This is a genomic window from Mesorhizobium sp. WSM4837, from assembly GCF_055811435.1.
On the sequence record NZ_JBVVQE010000003.1, the window covers coordinates 129,917 to 145,956 of the forward strand.

Genomic DNA, 16,040 nt, shown 5'->3' on the forward strand with positions numbered 1-16,040 from the left:
CACGAATTGGACTGGGTCGGTTCCGTTCATTCTGATGAGCGTTTTGATGTTGCCATGATCCTCTCCGAAATCGATCTCGATTTCGCGATCATGTGCCAGCATATGCATGGAGAACCTTGTTGCCTGTACTTGTCACCGGAGCCGCAGGATTCATCGGCAGCCATGTTTGCCATCATCTCCTGAGCAGGGGGGAAGCGGTCGTCGGCGTCGACAACATGAACGACTATTACGACCTGGCGCTCAAAAAGGGGCGCCTCGCCCGCTTGCAGCCTTACAAGGATTTTTCATTTCACCAGATCGACATCGCCGAACAGGGCGCTCTTGCCGACGCTTTGGCCGGGCAAGGCATAGTCAGGATCGTCCATCTCGCCGCTCAGGCGGGTGTGCGCTATTCACTCGACAATCCGAGGCTCTATGTCCGTTCCAATGTTGTCGGCCATCTCGAAGTGCTCGAATTCTGTCGCGCGCAGCCCGCATTCGAGCATCTGGTCTATGCCTCGTCTAGCTCGGTCTATGGCGGCAACCGCAAGGTGCCGTTCAGCGAGACCGATCAGGTCGACAAGCCCGTCTCGCTCTACGCCGCCACCAAGAAGTCCGATGAATTGATGAGCCACACCTACGCCCATCTCTTCGGGGTGCCGCAGACCGGTTTGCGATTTTTCACCGTCTACGGTCCCTGGGGCCGGCCCGACATGGCCTATTGGATATTCACCAAGGCAATGCTCGAAGGCAAGCCGATCCGGGTGTTCAACAATGGCGAGATGTGGCGCGATTTCACGTATGTCGAGGATGTGGTGAGAGCTGTCGTTGCCGTGCTCGACAAGCCGCCATCGGCTGAAGTTCCGCCGAGCAGGCTCTACAATGTCGGCAACAACCGGCCGGTGCGGCTCGGCGATTTCATCGCCACTCTGGAAAAACTGCTCGGCGTAAAAGCGATCCGCGACAGCGAGCCGATGCAAAGCAGCGATGTCGAGCGGACCTATGCCGACATGACTGCGCTGGAGCGCGATTTCGGCTTCAAGCCGAGCGTTTCGACAGAAGACGGACTGAAAAAATTCGTCGACTGGTACCGGTCGGAATGGGCTGGATCAACGACAAGGTGACTGCGGCCTGCGGGTCGTCGCGGTGCGCGCCTTTCTTCCTACGACCCCAAGGCCTCGAATCGTCACGGCCATCACTGTCATCCTCAAATAGAAATGGATGATTCCTGAAATTCCACTCACCTGAAAGACAAGTGACGGTGGTTCTGGGACATCGACTTCGGCATCGGTGAAGAGATTGGGAAACAGCCGTTCCCTGAAATCGAGAGGAAAAGCGATCCGGACCGGTGCCTTCGGAGTATCAGATTTCAGGAAACCGCGGTCGACGAGTTCCGACAACGTGTTCCGTGCCGTGCGCTCGGATGTCTTCAGCACCAAATTGGCCTCGCCACGGGGCAGCCTGCCGTGCCGCAATACCGCCGCCACCAGATCAGGCGCCCGTTTGTCGTCAACGATATCCTTCACCAAGGCGCGATAGCGGGCCTCAAGCCGTCTGAGGTCGAACATGGTGATCGAGAACCGCACCTGGTCGAGCGCGACTGTCAGGAACCATTCGACGAAATCCTTGAGTGCTGATTCCGAAAGATTTCCTCGGCCGTCGCGGTCGCCCCGTCTGGGACTGTCTGCGTAATCCATCATGCTCTTGTATTCGCCGCGATCTTCAACCCACGAGCGAGTCCACGAGATATCGACCATAGGCCATTGCCGCCGATTCCGGCCTTGAGCGCCATAGCGTGAGACATCAGGCGACTGACGCGGCCGTTGCCGTCTGGAAAAGGGTGGATATAGTTGAGGCGGTGATGAGCTGACGCAATCGCGATGATGCGCAGGCTGGCCTGCTTTTCGGTCATCGCGTACCGTTTCTCGAAGTGCTCCATAAAGGCCAACACCCAGTCAGACGATGGCGGCTGATGGCGGCCAACAACAACATCATGCTCTGGAGACGACCGGAACTCGCCAGGCACGGTCTCGGCCCTGGTGCCGTCGGGTTTGTCGACGAACCGGAATTCCTCCGGCATCTCGTCGTAGAAGACGCGATGAACCCGCCGGATGAAATCGATCGAAGTCGGGCTCGGCAACTCCCCACGCAAACCGAGGCCGTCAATCATCCTCTGAACTTCGACATGCGCCTTGGCCTCCAAGGGAGAGATCGGCGTTCAGGGTCAATCTCGGCTCCGGCCAATGCACTCTCGATGTCCCGAGGTCGGGCGTTGTGACCTTCGATCAAATTCGAATAGTAAGAATTCATGACGCGCACGAGATCGGCCAGTTCGGCAGCCGATTCCGGATGCAGGGCTCGTCCGAGTTCATCGGCCGCCTTTTGCGTCTCGATCGCGAGATCGGCCAGGACGGTCGGTACGCGTCGTCAAAAACAGCCGCTCAATGCGGGTAGGTGTTTCAAGCATTCTTGCCGATCTCAATCGTCTCTCAATCACCTGCAATGTAAGGCATTTGAGGCCATAAGTCAGCACAATTGCCGATATCGGTTGCCGATCTCAGGCCGGCGATCAAGCCGCGAACCCGAAATGTCCCAAGTGGGCGGCCGGGCAGGGCGCGACTGGCTCCTGGAAATCATAAGTTGCCGAGCGGCGCCAGACGGTCGCGCCATCGCAGACGAACCGCTTGCCCGGGCGAGTTGTCCGCGTGTCTTCGTCGACGGTTCTCGATTGATTCCTCCAGCCGTTTGCGGCGAACCGGTCGTCGCCTCCATTCGAAGCCCCGCAGCTTCGAGCAGCCGGATGGGCTCTGCAGGTCAGCCCTTCCGTAAACCAAGCCCAAGGGCGCGAAGCGATAGATTCAATTCACGCGTGTCTCAATGGCTTGTTATCGCCTCAGCCCACTCATGAAGGTCTTTACACGGGCAGGGTCGACCTGGTTCCACCAGACGCCGTCATGCTTCAGCGCGCTGGCGATGATGATCCCATCGACGATGCCAAGGATATCGTTGGCATTGTCGGGCGTCACGCCGCTGCCGACCAGCGTCGGCAGGCCGGCGGCCTCTTTGATCATGCTGATATAGCTCAGATCCGCAGCGTGCCCGGTGCGTTGACCGGTCGCGATGATGGCGTCAGCGTCGAAGAAGACCAGATCCTTGACCAGTTCCTCCACCGGGCGGTCGGCAACGATCGCGTGCGCGCCGTGCTTGACATGAGCATCGGCGAAGACGCGGATGCCGTTGGCGCGCAGCCTGGCGCGGTAGCGTGCTGCGCGACCGGACTCCCCCTCGACAAAACCCTCATTGGCGACATAGGCATTCGCCCATTGATTGACGCGGATAAAGCCCGCGCCGGAGGCGCTGGCGATCGCAAGGGCAGGGATCGCGGCGTTAGCGAGCACATTGATGCCGACCGGCTTGCCGAACTCGCGGCGGATACGGTCGGAAATAACCGCCATATAGGCCGCTGTCTCCGGTCCGATATCGTCAGGTTTGGCAAACGGGATGTCGCCATGATTCTCTACGATCACGCCGTCGCATCCGCCATCGAGATAAGATCTCGCATCGTCCAGACCGCGCTGATAGATCGCCTCGACCGCCTCGCCGTCATAGCGCGGCGCGCCGGGAAGCGGCGACAGGTGAACGACGCCGATCACCACCTTGGTGCGGCCGAAAAGTTCTACGAGCGCGTCGCCGCCTGATTGACCGAGTTGGGTCATGAGAGCTCCGTTTGATCGATGAGCGCGGCCATTTCAGACGCGGAAGGACAGGATATCAATGTGCCCGGGCGAGTCACCGCAATTGCGGCAGCCGCGAGCGCGAACGTCAGCGCTGGGGCAACCGACATTCCCTTGGCAAACCCGCCGGCCAGACAGCCGCAAAACACATCGCCGGCGCCGCTGGTGTCGAGCGCCTCGACACGTGGTGCCGGCAAACGAAACGATCCTCCCTGGTCCGGGCCAAGGGCGAGACAGCCTTCCGCACCGAGCGTGATCACGACTGTCTCGGCGCCTTTGGCCGCCAGCGCGTCGGCGGCGGCTGCCATGTCATCCTGGCCGGTCAGCGCTTTCGCCTCGGATTGATTCACCACCAACACCTGCGCCAGGCCGAAGTCAGGCAGAGCCGCCGCATCGATAGGGCTGGCATTCAGGACGGTGCGCGCGCCATTTTCCTGTGCTGCCCGCAGGCAGGCATATATCGCGGCGCCTCGCAGGTTTCCTTGGCAGACAACGATGTCGCCAGACGCGATTCGGCCCGCAAGTGCGGTTTGTGCGATCGGATCGAACGCCTCGCTGCAGGCGACGCCGCTGACGATGAAGTTCTCGCCGCCGGCCCCAATGACGATGGTCGAGCGGTCGCTTGGCAGGTCGAATTCAATCGCCTCGAGGTCAGACAACTCCCTCTCGAGGCGGCTCCTGATCCATGCGCCTGCGCGGTCCTTGCCGAGCGCCGTCCAAAACGTTACCGCAGCACCCGTGCGCGCGGCCGCAACAGCCTGGTTTGCTCCCTTGCCGCCGAGGCAGTCGGCGTAGCTGCTGGCGTTCAAAGTCTCGCCGGCGGCAGGGAAGCGGCCGACGCGAAAAATCGTGTCGACGCAGGCATTGCCGACGACATGGACATGCATCGCTCAGCTCTCACCGATCGCCCAGCTCAGCATCTGCTCGAACAGGGTTTTGTAGCCTTTCCAGGCGATGAACTCCGGTGGCAGCCAATGCGGCCCGACATCGGACGTCCAGGCCACAGTGCGGCCCTTGCCATAGTGACCGGTGACGAGCAGCGGCAGCGAGCCATAATCCGACGACACGGTTGCCAGGACTTCCGCCCCGTCTTTCGGCGTCACCTCGTTGAAGCCGAGCAGGACAGGCCAATCCGAACCGAGGCCCCTGAGGATCGGATGGTCCGAGGAGGCTTTCAGGACAGGCGAAAACCCTTCCGGCACCTCGACGCGGTCGTCGAAGGCGAGGCAGTTCACCGGCAGTGCCTCCTCGACCGGCGTCTTGCGGTAGCGCGCGCCGCCATTGATGCCCTGGAAACTGTAGTAGCCGCCGAACATCAAAAGCCCGCCGCCATCGCGCACATAATCGCGCAGCAGCCGCAGGCGGTTCGGCGTCGGCTTCGAGTGCACCCAGGTGTCGGGATGCAGAAGCAGCGTGTTGGCGCCGATGTCGGAGAGCACCACCGCGTCATAGGCCGAAAGCGCCTCCATTGTTTGCGGAAAGCTGCGCTGTGCCTCATGCGCCGGCATGAAGGTCACGTCGAAGTCGGTCGCTTTCAGCGCCGTCAGCAATTCGTCCGCCCCGGTGTGGTAGGTGACCGTCGGAAACTGGTCGAAGCCTTTGATATGGGTGGCGGTCGACACCCAGGATTCACCCGCAAGCAGGATCTTTTTCTTGGACATTTGAACTCCGTCGTAAGTCTCAGCCGTAAGTCTGGGCTTGATTCTGCCGCGAGAACACGGCTTTCGGATTGGCGATCAGCATGCGGTCGATGGCTGGCTGCTCGACGCCATGCCGTTTCAGGCGCGGTATGAAATGCTTGAGGATGTAGCCGTAGCCGAAACCGCCGAAGCGGGTCAGCATGATCTTGAGGAACACATCCTGCGACAAGAGCAGGCGATCGCCGAAGCCGGCCTCGACAAGTGTGGCGATTGTTCGCGCGTTCTCTTCGTCGGAGGGCGATTGCGCGTCCTGATCGGCATAATAATAGTCCATGCCGATCATGTCGTATTCCAGGAACGCGCCGCGCCGGGCGAGGCTTGTCTGGTACTCGAGATCATTGTGGCTGGGGTTCATGTGACAGAGCACAGTGTGGCGAAGATCGGCGCCCTCGGCCTCCACGACATCGAGCACCTCGTGCGCCAGCCGCTCCCAGCCGGGGAGGTGGATCGACAGCGGCACGCCGGTGATGCGCGAGGCCCGCGCCGAAGCTCGCAGCGACTTTCGCTCCTCTGAAGTAAAATCCTTGCTGACGCCGACCTCGCCGATCAGTCCGGCCAGGATCGGCGGCTGCGTCTCGCCGCCGCCGACATCGTTGACGATGAACTCGGTCACTGCGTCGACATCCATCGCCTTCAGCCATTCGGGATGGGTGTGCTCCAGATAGAAGCCGGTGCCCATGACGATCTTCAGGCCGGACATGCGGCTGATGCGGACGAGCTTTTCCGGCTCGCGGCCGATGCCGATATTGGTCGCGTCGACGACGGTGTGGCCGCCCAGCGCGCGATAGCGTTGCAGCTCAGACAGCGCCAGGTCACTGTCGTCGAGCGAAACATTGTCGCGATTGACGTAAGGGTTCATGCGCAATTCGCCGATGATCTCGATGTTCACCGGCTGCTCGGCGAGCGCCATGTCGTCGGGATGACAGGGACATTTCCAGCTGCGCGCGCCGTCGAGCAAGATGTGCTCGTGCATCAGCGTAATGCCCATTTCTTCGACCGGAACGGGGCCGAGAACGGTCATCACATGGCCGGTATCGACCCCGATCGCCAGCCGCTGCCTGGGAGCCGCGTCATCGAAAAGATCACTCATGGGCTCAACGGCTCCGTACGGCGCCGCGGAACAGGCGGAAGTTCAGCCAGATGGCGATCAGGATGATTGTTCCGGTGACAATCGGCGTCAGGAATGGCGACAGATGCGCCAGGATAAGACCGTTGCCGATGACGGCCACGGTAAGCGCGCCGAGCACGGTGCCGACTATCGTTCCGCGGCCGCCGAACAGGCTGGTGCCGCCAAGCACGACGGCAGCGATGACTTCGAGCTCAAATCCTTGTCCGGCATTCGACGATCCGGATCCGAGCCGGGCAGCAATGATGATCCCCGCAAGAGCTGCCGCGGCGGCGGAAATCACGTAAACGAAAAGCGTCGTCAGCCGCGTGTTCACGCCGGCGCGCCTGACCGCTTCGGCGTTGGCGCCGATGCCGGTCACGTAGCGGCCGAACGGCGTCTCGTTGAAGGCGATATAGGCGATCGCCAGGATCGCCAGCGCGATCAGCGCCGGCGCCGGCACGCCAAGCAGCCAGGCGCGGCCCAGCACCGTGAAAGGGCTGCCCGGCTCGATGGGGATCGAGTAGCCGCCGGTGATCAGCAGCGCCACGCCGCGGATCACCGAAAGGCCGGCAAGCGTGACGATGAAGGCCGGGATGCCCTCATAAGCGACGAAATAGCCCTGCACCGCGCCAAGCAAGGCGCCCAGCGCAAGCATGGCGAGGATGACCAGCGGCCATGGCAAACCCAGTTGCAGCAGCGTCGCCGACAGCGTTGCCACCAGTGCCAGCACGGAGCCGACCGAAAGGTCGATGCCGCCGGTGGTGATGACGAAGGTCATCGCCGCGGCGACGATCAGCAGCGGTGCCGACTGGCGCAGGATGTTCAGCAGGTTGGGCGACGTCAGAAAGGCGTCCGTCGCCACCGAGAAGATGACGCTAACGATAAGAAAGAACAGCGCGATCGACACGACACTGCCGTTGGCGAGCACCGCATCTCGCCACGTGGATTCGCGGACCCTTCGAGACTGCGCGGAGCGGGTCGAAGTCGCTTCGCTCATGCTGGCGCTCCATCGCGATAGGCGTTGGTGGCCGAACGAGCGTTGAACTTGCGGCCCACGATCAGGTTGACGACATCCTCGATATTGGTTTCGCCGATCAGTCGCTCGGCGACGTTGCGTCCTTCGTACATGACCTGAATGCGGTCGCATACGAGGAACAGATCCTGAAGCCGGTGGGTGATCAGGATGACACTGACGCCGCGGGCGCTGACGGTGCGGATCAGGTCCAGCACAGCCTCGACCTCGGCGACGGCGAGCGCCGCCGTCGGCTCATCCATAATCAGCACGGACGGCTCGAACGAGGCGGCGCGGCCGATCGCGATCGACTGTCGCTGTCCGCCGGACAGGTTTTCGACCTTGAGCCGCGTGTCGGCGATAACGATGCCGAGACGGTCGAGCATCTGGCGCGTTTGCTCATGCATGCGCTTCTTGTCGAGAAAGGAAATGCCGGCGATGCGGCGGCGCGGCTCGCGGCCGAGAAAGAGATTGCCGGCGACGTCGACCGTGTCGCAGAGCGACAGATCCTGATAGACCATCTCGACGCGCGCCGCACGCGCGTCCGCCGGCGAAGTGAAGGTCACCGGCGTTCCATCGATCTCGATCGTGCCGGCATCGGGAACCACCGCTCCCGACAGCACCTTGCTCAACGTCGACTTCCCGGCGCCATTGTCGCCAACCAGCCCCAGGACCTCGCCCGGCCTCAGCACCAGCGACACGTCATCGAGCGCCTGAATGGCGTTGTAGCGCTTTGAGATGCCGCTCATCCGCACCCGATAGGTCTCGCTACTGCTCATCTTCGATCCACGGGCTTTGCGAAGCGTCCGCGGCGTAGCCTCAGGCGGCGCCGCGGACCGGTTATCGACGCAGTTTACTGGAACATCGCGCGATATTTGTCGACGTTGTCCTTGGTCACGATCGTCACCGGAATATTGATGATCGGCTCGACCGTTTCGCCCTTCTTGAGCTTGGCCAAGGCTTCGACAGCGGCCTTGCCTTCGCCGGCCGGGTCCTGCTGGACGACCGCCACCACCCAACCATCGTCAATGCCCTGAACGACCTGCTTGGTCAGGTCCCAGCCGAACACCTTGACGTCGCCGGTGCGGCCTTGGCTGGTTACGGCCGAAACAGCGCCGAGCAACGCCGGCTCGCCGGTCGCATAGAGCGTCGTCATGTCTGGATTGGCGGTCATCAAATTTTCCGAAGCGCTCATTGCGGTCTCCTGGACATTCTGGCCGTCGACCGTGTCGAGGAAGGTGATCGCCAGGCCGCTGTCGGTGACCGCCTTCTTGAAGCCGTCGAGCCGCTGGTTCTGTATGAACGAATTGAGCGCGCCGACAATCCCGATCTTGGCAGTGCCGCCCATCTCCGACTTCACATGATCGGCATAGAATTTGCCGATATCCTCGCCGGCCTTGGCGTTGTCGACGCCAATGAACGCAACGTTGTCGCCGTCAGGGATCTGCGCGTCGATGGCGATCACCGGGATGCCGGCCGCCTTCGCGGCGGTGATTGCAGGCTTGACGCCGTTGACGTCGATGGCGACCAGAATGATGCCGTCGACCTTTTGTGTGATGTAGTTCTCGATCGCGTCATTTTGCGCGCTCGGCACGTTGTTGGCATTGAAGATGACCAGCTTGGCGCCGGCGGCGTCGGCCGCCTTCTGCGCGCCCTCGTTGATCTGGTTGAAGAACAGGGCCTGCTGGTTGATGTTGACCAGAGCGAACGTATCGGCGAACGCCGATCCCATCGCTGTCGAGCAGATGGCTAGGACGGCGGCGCAACGGACGAGAAGTTTGAACGGACGCATTTACGGTTCCCCTTGCTTGCGGGCCAAACCTGTCAGGCTGGCCGTTGGTGCTACAGGCACAAGGCAAACATTCAAGAGACTTGAATATTTGTCAACGAATTTGATCTCACAGCAGCCGTCAGAAGGTCGCTGGTGTGTTGACCCAAAAAATGCTGGCTCTCTCCTTGCCGATGTTGCGGTAATGGTGCGGCAGCTCCGACCTGAATACGAACGCATCGCCGGTGGCGAGATCATGGCTCTTGCCATCGACGATCAGCTTGATCCGGCCGGCGAGCACGTAGCCGACTTCCTCGCCGACATGCTGGATGGGACCTTCGCTCTCGCCGTCTGCCTCGATATGATGGATGTTGCACTGCAGCAGGTGTCCGGGCGAATATGGAATGATGCGTTCGAGCGAGATGCCCTCGCCGCGCCTCAGCGCGTCGAGCGAGATCAATGGCCGCGCGCCGGCGCGGAACACGATCGCCTCGTCGTCGTCGACCTGTTCGAACATCCAGCCGATATTGGTCTCCAGAGCTTCGACCAGGCGGTGAAGCATGGGCAGGGATGGCGAAGCCTTGCCGTTCTCGATCTTGGACAGAAGGCTTTCAGAGCAGTGCGCAGCTGTCGCCAGCGTCTTCAGCGTCATGCCCCGCGTCTGGCGGGCGAGGCGCAACCGCGTTCCAAGCCGCGCGGCATTTACGGTGGCGTCCGCTTCGGACTCCGGCCGTCGCCGATCGATTTTGTTCATCCGTTCGCCAACCATTCAACAGTCATGGGACAACTGTCGCGCGAGCAAAAGACAGCCGCGACCGATTTGCAAGTGGTGATCTGTCAATTTCGACCTGGCCGGGCCTCGACCGGTTTTTTTGATAGCACGGATAAGCAACCCAGCGTCAAACACTCGCCGTCCACAGCGACATCGGCCGTCCCTCGATCGAACCCGGCCCAGACTGGAATAAAAAACGTTCCTGCGTTGTTCTCCAACCGTCCCGACGTTCGAAGGGGCTGGTTTATACGCCGGCCAAGGGCAATCCTCGCGGCAGGCGCTCGGCGGGCACTCAATGCAGGTAAGGGGTGCAAGGGCGTTTTGCGCGGACGAAATTCGCGCGATTCGAATTCTCGTGATCTGAACTTGACGAGGCAACAGACGGTAGCGTAGCTGTTCGCTAGAATAACGTCCTGGCTGAAGTGTGATCGACGATGTGCCGCTTTGAGGCGATGGGCAGCGTACTACGTCTCACGAGCGCCGGAAACAACCTGCCTTGAATGACGGACGGGAAAGCATGCAAGCCTGTGACGCGAAAGCGTTGTCGCGCTCGTCGAGCTGAGCATTGATGGCGGCTGTTGTGGACGTATCCGAGATATCGACGGGAGAGTGAGATCGTTGTGACCAAGAACGTGCCGCCTCACGCAGTTGTTGCCGGAAAACCACGGGGATTGATCCAGCATATGGTTTCTCTCGATGCCTGACGCGGCCATGACTTGGGAAGACGCCGTCCGCTGGTGCATGAGCGAGCCTTCGATGAAAGAGCTCGCCCGCGCCGCCTATTTCGACGATCCGGTCGTGGCCGCGCAGCGCTATCATGAAAGCGCAGAGTTCGATGAGGTTCGCAGCATGATCCCGCGCAAGGTCGGCCGTGCTCTCGACCTTGGCGCCGGCAATGGCATCCTCTCCTATGCCCTGGCGCGCGAGGGCTGGTCGGTAACCGCCGTCGAGCCCGATCCCAGCGCCCTTGTCGGTGCCGCCGCAATCCGGACGCTTGCCGACAAAACAGGCACGCGCATCGATGTGATCGAAGCGTTCGGCGAGGCTATCCCGTTGACCGCCGCCGGCTATGACCTGGTCGTCGCCAGGCAAGTGCTGCATCACGCGCATGACCTTCCGGCGTTCTGCGGTGAGGTTGCGCGCCTCTCTCGCGAGGGCGCGACGTTCCTGTCATTGCGCGACCATGTGATATCCGGGCCGCAACAGCTGGAACCGTTTCTGCGCTCTCATCCGCTGCATCACCTCTACGGCGGGGAGAACGCTTTCACGCTGGCGGCCTACCGCGCTGCGTTGCAGGGGGCGGGGCTTACGATCGATCGCGAAATGAACTCTTTCCAATCGGTTGTGAACTATGACCCGATGACAGCTTCCGAAATTCGAGAAAGGCTCGCGGCAGTCTTCGGCCCAGTGTCGGGGCTGGTCCGCACGGCCCTGTCCCCACTGCCTTTCGGTGCCGTTGCCCGAGCAGCGGCATTGCTGGACCGCCGGCCTGGGCGCCTGGTCTCTTTCCTTTGCTACAAGCAAGGGAAGGGCTGATCTGGTGGCGCAGCTGAAAGAGGCGAGGCCTGTTTGGGTGACTGGAGCCGGCGGCTTCATTGGCCTGCATTTATCGCGATTTCTTGCCGGAGAAGGCCATCATGTCCTCGGCTTCGGCCGAAGCGAAGCCCCTGGGTTCGCGGCGGCGACCGGCGGCGCATTCTTTTCCGGCGGAGTGACCGCGCAAACGATGGACGCGGCTCTGGCCGTACACGGCCGACCGGCAGCCGTTTACCATCTGGCAGGCGGCGCTACCGTCGGGCAGTCGATTGCCGATCCGCTGAAGGATTTTGAACAAAGCGTCGTTTCCGCGGCTTGTGTCCTCGATTTCCTGCGTCGCCACGCACCCGATGCCTCAGTCGTTCTGGCGTCCTCCGCCGCCGTCTATGGCGGCGGCCACTTCGGCCCCATCAGCGTCGATGCCGCACTCGAGCCGTACTCACCTTATGGTCATCACAAGCGAATGGTTGAGGAGCTTGGCCGGTCGTATTGTGCCGCGTACGGCCAGCCGGTCTCGGTGGCTCGCCCTTTTCGGTCTATGGAGAAGGATTGCGCAAGCAACTGCTCTGGGATCTCTGCGGCAGGCTCGCGGCAGGCGAAACCGACATTGTGCTTGGCGGCACGGGTACGGAAATGAGGGATTGGCACCATATCTCGGACGTTGTGCGGTTGATCCATCACATCTTGCCTGCCGGCGAACCGCGCTTCGCCATCTATAATGGCGGTGCGGGCGCTGCTGCACCCGTCAGCACGATTTCCAGCATGGTTCTGGAGGCATGGGGAGGGAACCATCGCCTCTCGTTTTCTGGAAAATCTCGTCGGGGCGACCCTGTCAATCTGATCTCGGATTCATCCGGCGTCCCGGATGGGCTTCAGTTGCGGGTGCCGCTCAGCAGGGGCATTGCTGGCTATGTCGATTGGTATCGCGCTGAAATTCTCGCCGAGCCGGTCGGCCATTTGCGACGCTCCGCGCCTTGATTACCGTCGGCTTCACTCTCATCGGCCGCGGAACTTGGTCAGGCGGCGAGTCCTATCTACGCAACATGCTGAGCGTCGTCGCCTCCGAGCTGTGTGGCAAGGTGCAGGCGAAACTGTTTCTCACACCCGAGCAGCATTCAAGCATTGGCGCGTCCTTCGATCATATGTTGGCCGCACCCGCTATCGTTGATAACCGGGTCACGGGCGCCGGCCTCGGCAGGCGAGGGCTGATCGCACTCGCTGGCGGAAGTGACCGTGCCTTCGCGGACCTTGTCGCTGCGCAAGGTATCGATGTTGTGTTTGAAGTCGCCCAGTGGTTCGGCAACCGGTTTCCAATACCGGTTGTTTCCTGGATTCCGGATTTCCAGCACCGTCGCCTGCCGCACCTCTTTCCGCGCAGCGCCTGGTGGCGCAGGGATCTCGGCTACCGCCTGCAGACGTCCGGGAATCGCACCATAATGCTCTCGAGTGGGGATGCGCTGGCGGACTGCGAAACATTCTATCCAGCCTCGCGCAACAAGACCGCCGTTGTACGCTTCGCTATCGATCTCGATCCAGGCGCCATCCTGGCGCGTGCCGATGAGGCGCGCCAGGCGCATGGGCTGCCCGGGCGTTTCTTCTATCTCCCCAATCAGTTCTGGGTCCACAAGAACCACAGGCTGGTCATAGAGGCATTGAAGCATATAAACCAGATCGGAGCGCTGGCCTCCTTGCCGCCGGTAATCCTCTCCGGCCGCACCACGGATCCCCGCGATCCGACATTTTTCAAGCGTCTGATGGGCCTTGCTGAAACAGATGGACTTGGAAGCCATTTTCGACACCTCGGCTTGATTCCCTATGACGATGTCGTCGCCCTGATCGGCGCTGCTGACTACCTTCTGAATCCTTCGCACTTCGAGGGGTGGTCGACCACGGTCGAGGAAGCGAAGTCGCTGGGCACGCCGATGCTGCTGTCCGACATTCCACTGCATCGCGAGCAGGCGCCGGAATCGCTCTTCTTCGCACCCGATAGTGCGAAAGCGCTGGCACAGCGTCTCCTCGAAGCTGGGCGGCGCCCCCGCTTGGCCCGCGACAGTGTCGCCGCGCTGCAAAGTCGGCAACAAATGCGCCGCCGAGACTATGCCGCAGCGCTCCTTGCTTTGTTCGAAAATGCCAGAGGTGTTACCCCATGACCGAGCGGATCGTCAGTTTTGTCATGAGCGGCGGTATTGGCTCACGGCTGTGGCCGCTGTCGCGCGAGGACAATCCCAAGCAGTTCCATGATTTTTCCGGCGATGGCTCGATGCTGGTCAAGACGCTGCGGCGGCTGACGGCGCGGCCGGACGGCGAAACGCCGGTCTTCCTGATCGCCTCGGAGCGGCACGCCGACCGCGTCCACGCCGATCTCGCCGGCATCGACCTTTCCGGCGGCGGCCCCTTGTTCGAGCCGACCGGACGCAACACCGCCGCCGCCGTCGCCCTGGCGACGCTGCGCACGCTCTCGGAATTTGGCGACAGCCTGGTGCTGGTGGTGCCGTCCGATCATGAGATCACGACCGCGCGACAATTCTGGCAGAGCGTGGAAAACGGCACCGCGGCGGCGCGTGCCGGCCGGCTGGTGGTATTCGGCATCAAGCCCGGCCACCCCGAAACCGGTTACGGCTATATCGAGATCGCCGGCGAAAAGGATGGCATCTGCGATGTCTCGCGTTTCGTCGAGAAACCGGACCTCGCGACCGCGCGGAGCTATCTGGCGGCCGGCAACTTCTACTGGAACACCGGCATCTTCCTGTTTCGCGCCAGCGCCATGCGCGACGCCTTCACGGCTTTCGAGCCCGAAATCTGGACGGCCACCGAAAATGCCTATCAGGCGGCGACGTCAGATCTTTCCGGTCTCTATATGCCTCTGGAACTCTACGCCGCCATTCCGTCGACGTCGATCGACTATGCGATCATGGAGCGCGCCAGCCATATCGCCATGGTGCCGGCCAGCTTCCGCTGGAACGATCTCGGTTCCTGGCAATCGCTGCTCGATGTCGGCCCCTCAGACGATGACGGCAATGTCATCGTCGGCGATGTCGTCGCCATCGACTGCGAGAACTCCTACATCCGCAGCGACAGTCGCCTGCTCTCGGCCATTGGCTTGAAGGACGTTGCCATCGTCTCGACCGCCGATGCCACCTTCGTCGCCCCGGTCAGCCGCAGCCAGAACGTCAAGAAGATCGTCGAGCAGCTCGAAAAGAGCGGCCGGCTGGAAACCAGATTCACGCCCGCCGACGACCGCGTCATCGAAAGCGGCGCCTGGCGGCGCCGAGTGCATCACTGGCTGTTTGAAGAGACTGTGCCGCTGTGGTCCACGGTCGGGGTCGATGAGCGCCATGGCGGATTTCACGAGGCGCTTGGTTTTGACGCCACTCCGCTGAAGAAGCCCAAGCGCATGCGCACCATGGCCAGGCAAGTCTACGCCTTCGCTGTCGCCAGGGCGCGTGGCTGGGACGGGCCCGCCGACCTGTTGATCGGCCACGGCCTCGAATTCATGGCCAGGAACGGCCGCACCGACAATGGCGGCTGGGTGCGCACGCTCAATGTCGACGGCACGGTCGCCGACGCAGCCGAGGATGCCTATGATCATTCCTGCGTGCTGCTGGCGCTGGCGCATGCCCATATGGTCGGCAATCCTGATGCATTGCGGCTTGCCGCAGAAACGTTTTCGTTCCTCGACGCGCATCTCGAGGACCACCGCATGACCGGCTTTCTCGAAACGTCGAGCGGCGTGGGCGAACGCCGTTCCAACCCGCACATGCATCTGCTCGAGGCTTTTCTGGCCTGGCATCAGGCGACCGGCGAGCTCGCCTATCTTCGTCGCGCCGCGCGCATCGTCGATCTGTTTCGCAGCCATTTCTTCGATCCGGAAAGCTGGACGCTAGGCGAGTATTTCGATGCCGAGTGGAGGCCGGCGGAGGGCGAGAAAGGTGCCTGGACGGAACCCGGCCACCATTTCGAATGGGCCTCGCTGTTGGTCGACTTCACCGGGCGCAGCGGCCAGAGTGACCTGGCCGGCTTTGCCAGAAAGCTCTATGCGTCGGCCATCGCCAACGGCCTCAATCGCGCCACCGGCCTCGCCTATGGCGCCGTCTCGCGGCAAGGCTTGCCGCTCGACCTTGTCTCGCGCAGTTGGCCGCAGGCGGAAGCAATCAAGGCGGCGATTGCACTGGACGGTTCGGGCGGCCCCGACCTCAAGCCCGAGATTGAAGCGCGTGTCGGCCGCCTGTTCCGCTGGCACATCAATCCGGCGCCGCTCGGCCTGTGGATAGACCGGATCGACGAGCGAGGCCGCTCGCTGGCGACCGATGTGCCGGCAAGCATCTTTTATCATCTGGTTTGCGCGCTGACCCAATATCTTGACAGCACCGCCGGCGAAGCACGATAGGGCAGTTGACGAAATTTCTTCGATTGAAATGGATGCCACGATAA

The 16,040-nt window shown here is 61.9% G+C and carries 16 protein-coding genes; 6 read left to right on the forward strand and 10 right to left on the reverse strand.

The annotated features are described in order from the left end of the window. Positions 1-119: 119 nt before the first annotated feature. Positions 120-1,103 carry an NAD-dependent epimerase/dehydratase family protein gene (locus tag AC0L3D_RS02985; RefSeq protein WP_473475035.1) on the forward strand — a complete coding sequence of 328 codons (984 nt, stop codon included), beginning with the start codon at positions 120-122 and terminating at the stop codon, positions 1,101-1,103. On the opposite strand, the gene AC0L3D_RS02990 is transcribed toward AC0L3D_RS02985, so the two are convergent. The 10 genes from AC0L3D_RS02990 to AC0L3D_RS03035 all read right to left on the reverse strand — a co-directional run bounded on the left by AC0L3D_RS02990 (position 1,089) and on the right by AC0L3D_RS03035 (position 10,055). Beyond that, the gene (locus tag AC0L3D_RS02990) at positions 1,089-1,679 is read right to left on the reverse strand and encodes a hypothetical protein (protein WP_473643035.1); all 591 of its coding nucleotides are present in this window, start codon (positions 1,677-1,679) and stop codon (positions 1,089-1,091) included. The two genes, AC0L3D_RS02985 and AC0L3D_RS02990, sit on opposite strands and share 15 nt — an antisense overlap. Next, the gene (locus AC0L3D_RS02995; RefSeq protein WP_473643037.1) at positions 1,676-2,149 is read right to left on the reverse strand and encodes a Fic family protein; all 474 of its coding nucleotides are present in this window, start codon (positions 2,147-2,149) and stop codon (positions 1,676-1,678) included. Before AC0L3D_RS02995 ends, AC0L3D_RS02990 begins: the two co-directional genes overlap by 4 nt. 715 nt (positions 2,150-2,864) lie before the next feature. Further along, on the reverse strand, positions 2,865-3,695 hold the full coding sequence (locus tag AC0L3D_RS03000) for a BtpA/SgcQ family protein (protein WP_473643040.1): 831 nt from the start codon (positions 3,693-3,695) through the stop codon (positions 2,865-2,867). Then, positions 3,692-4,600 (reverse strand): PfkB family carbohydrate kinase, encoded by a 909-nt coding sequence (locus AC0L3D_RS03005; RefSeq protein ID WP_287172758.1) that lies wholly within the window; start codon positions 4,598-4,600, stop codon positions 3,692-3,694. The genes AC0L3D_RS03000 and AC0L3D_RS03005 overlap by 4 nt, the downstream gene beginning before the upstream one ends. Positions 4,601-4,603: 3 nt before the next feature. After that, a complete protein-coding gene (locus AC0L3D_RS03010) occupies positions 4,604-5,374 on the reverse strand; it encodes a glutamine amidotransferase (RefSeq protein ID WP_128172068.1) in 771 nt (256 codons plus the stop codon). 19 nt (positions 5,375-5,393) lie between these two features. Beyond that, entirely contained in the window at positions 5,394-6,503 is a 1,110-nt protein-coding gene (locus AC0L3D_RS03015; RefSeq protein ID WP_473643043.1) for a phosphotriesterase family protein, read from the reverse strand. A 4-nt stretch (positions 6,504-6,507) separates the two neighbouring features. Next, a complete protein-coding gene (locus tag AC0L3D_RS03020) occupies positions 6,508-7,518 on the reverse strand; it encodes an ABC transporter permease (RefSeq protein WP_128172070.1) in 1,011 nt (336 codons plus the stop codon). Continuing rightward, the gene (locus AC0L3D_RS03025; protein WP_473643045.1) at positions 7,515-8,312 is read right to left on the reverse strand and encodes an ATP-binding cassette domain-containing protein; all 798 of its coding nucleotides are present in this window, start codon (positions 8,310-8,312) and stop codon (positions 7,515-7,517) included. Before AC0L3D_RS03025 ends, AC0L3D_RS03020 begins: the two co-directional genes overlap by 4 nt. Before the next feature lie 74 nt (positions 8,313-8,386). Next, positions 8,387-9,325 carry an ABC transporter substrate-binding protein gene (locus AC0L3D_RS03030; protein ID WP_473643047.1) on the reverse strand — a complete coding sequence of 313 codons (939 nt, stop codon included), beginning with the start codon at positions 9,323-9,325 and terminating at the stop codon, positions 8,387-8,389. A 118-nt stretch (positions 9,326-9,443) separates the two neighbouring features. Further along, positions 9,444-10,055, reverse strand: a complete 612-nt coding sequence (locus AC0L3D_RS03035) for a cupin domain-containing protein (protein ID WP_287176654.1) — start codon at positions 10,053-10,055, stop codon at positions 9,444-9,446. Positions 10,056-10,829: 774 nt separating this feature from the next. Here AC0L3D_RS03035 and AC0L3D_RS03040 point away from each other — a divergent pair. From AC0L3D_RS03040 to AC0L3D_RS03060, 5 genes are read left to right on the forward strand one after another with little or no spacing between them, the layout of a single operon-like run. Next, positions 10,830-11,609 carry a class I SAM-dependent methyltransferase gene (locus AC0L3D_RS03040; RefSeq protein ID WP_473643050.1) on the forward strand — a complete coding sequence of 260 codons (780 nt, stop codon included), beginning with the start codon at positions 10,830-10,832 and terminating at the stop codon, positions 11,607-11,609. A 4-nt stretch (positions 11,610-11,613) separates the two neighbouring features. After that, positions 11,614-12,246, forward strand: a complete 633-nt coding sequence (locus AC0L3D_RS03045; RefSeq protein ID WP_473643052.1) for an NAD-dependent epimerase/dehydratase family protein — start codon at positions 11,614-11,616, stop codon at positions 12,244-12,246. Beyond that, on the forward strand, positions 12,219-12,587 hold the full coding sequence (locus AC0L3D_RS03050) for a hypothetical protein (protein ID WP_473643054.1): 369 nt from the start codon (positions 12,219-12,221) through the stop codon (positions 12,585-12,587). Before AC0L3D_RS03045 ends, AC0L3D_RS03050 begins: the two co-directional genes overlap by 28 nt. Continuing rightward, positions 12,584-13,759: a glycosyltransferase family 4 protein gene (locus tag AC0L3D_RS03055; RefSeq protein WP_473643056.1), complete on the forward strand. Its 1,176-nt coding sequence runs from the start codon at positions 12,584-12,586 to the stop codon at positions 13,757-13,759. The genes AC0L3D_RS03050 and AC0L3D_RS03055 overlap by 4 nt, the downstream gene beginning before the upstream one ends. Continuing rightward, entirely contained in the window at positions 13,756-15,996 is a 2,241-nt protein-coding gene (locus AC0L3D_RS03060) for a mannose-1-phosphate guanylyltransferase/mannose-6-phosphate isomerase (RefSeq protein ID WP_473643058.1), read from the forward strand. Before AC0L3D_RS03055 ends, AC0L3D_RS03060 begins: the two co-directional genes overlap by 4 nt. Positions 15,997-16,040: the final 44 nt, after the last annotated feature.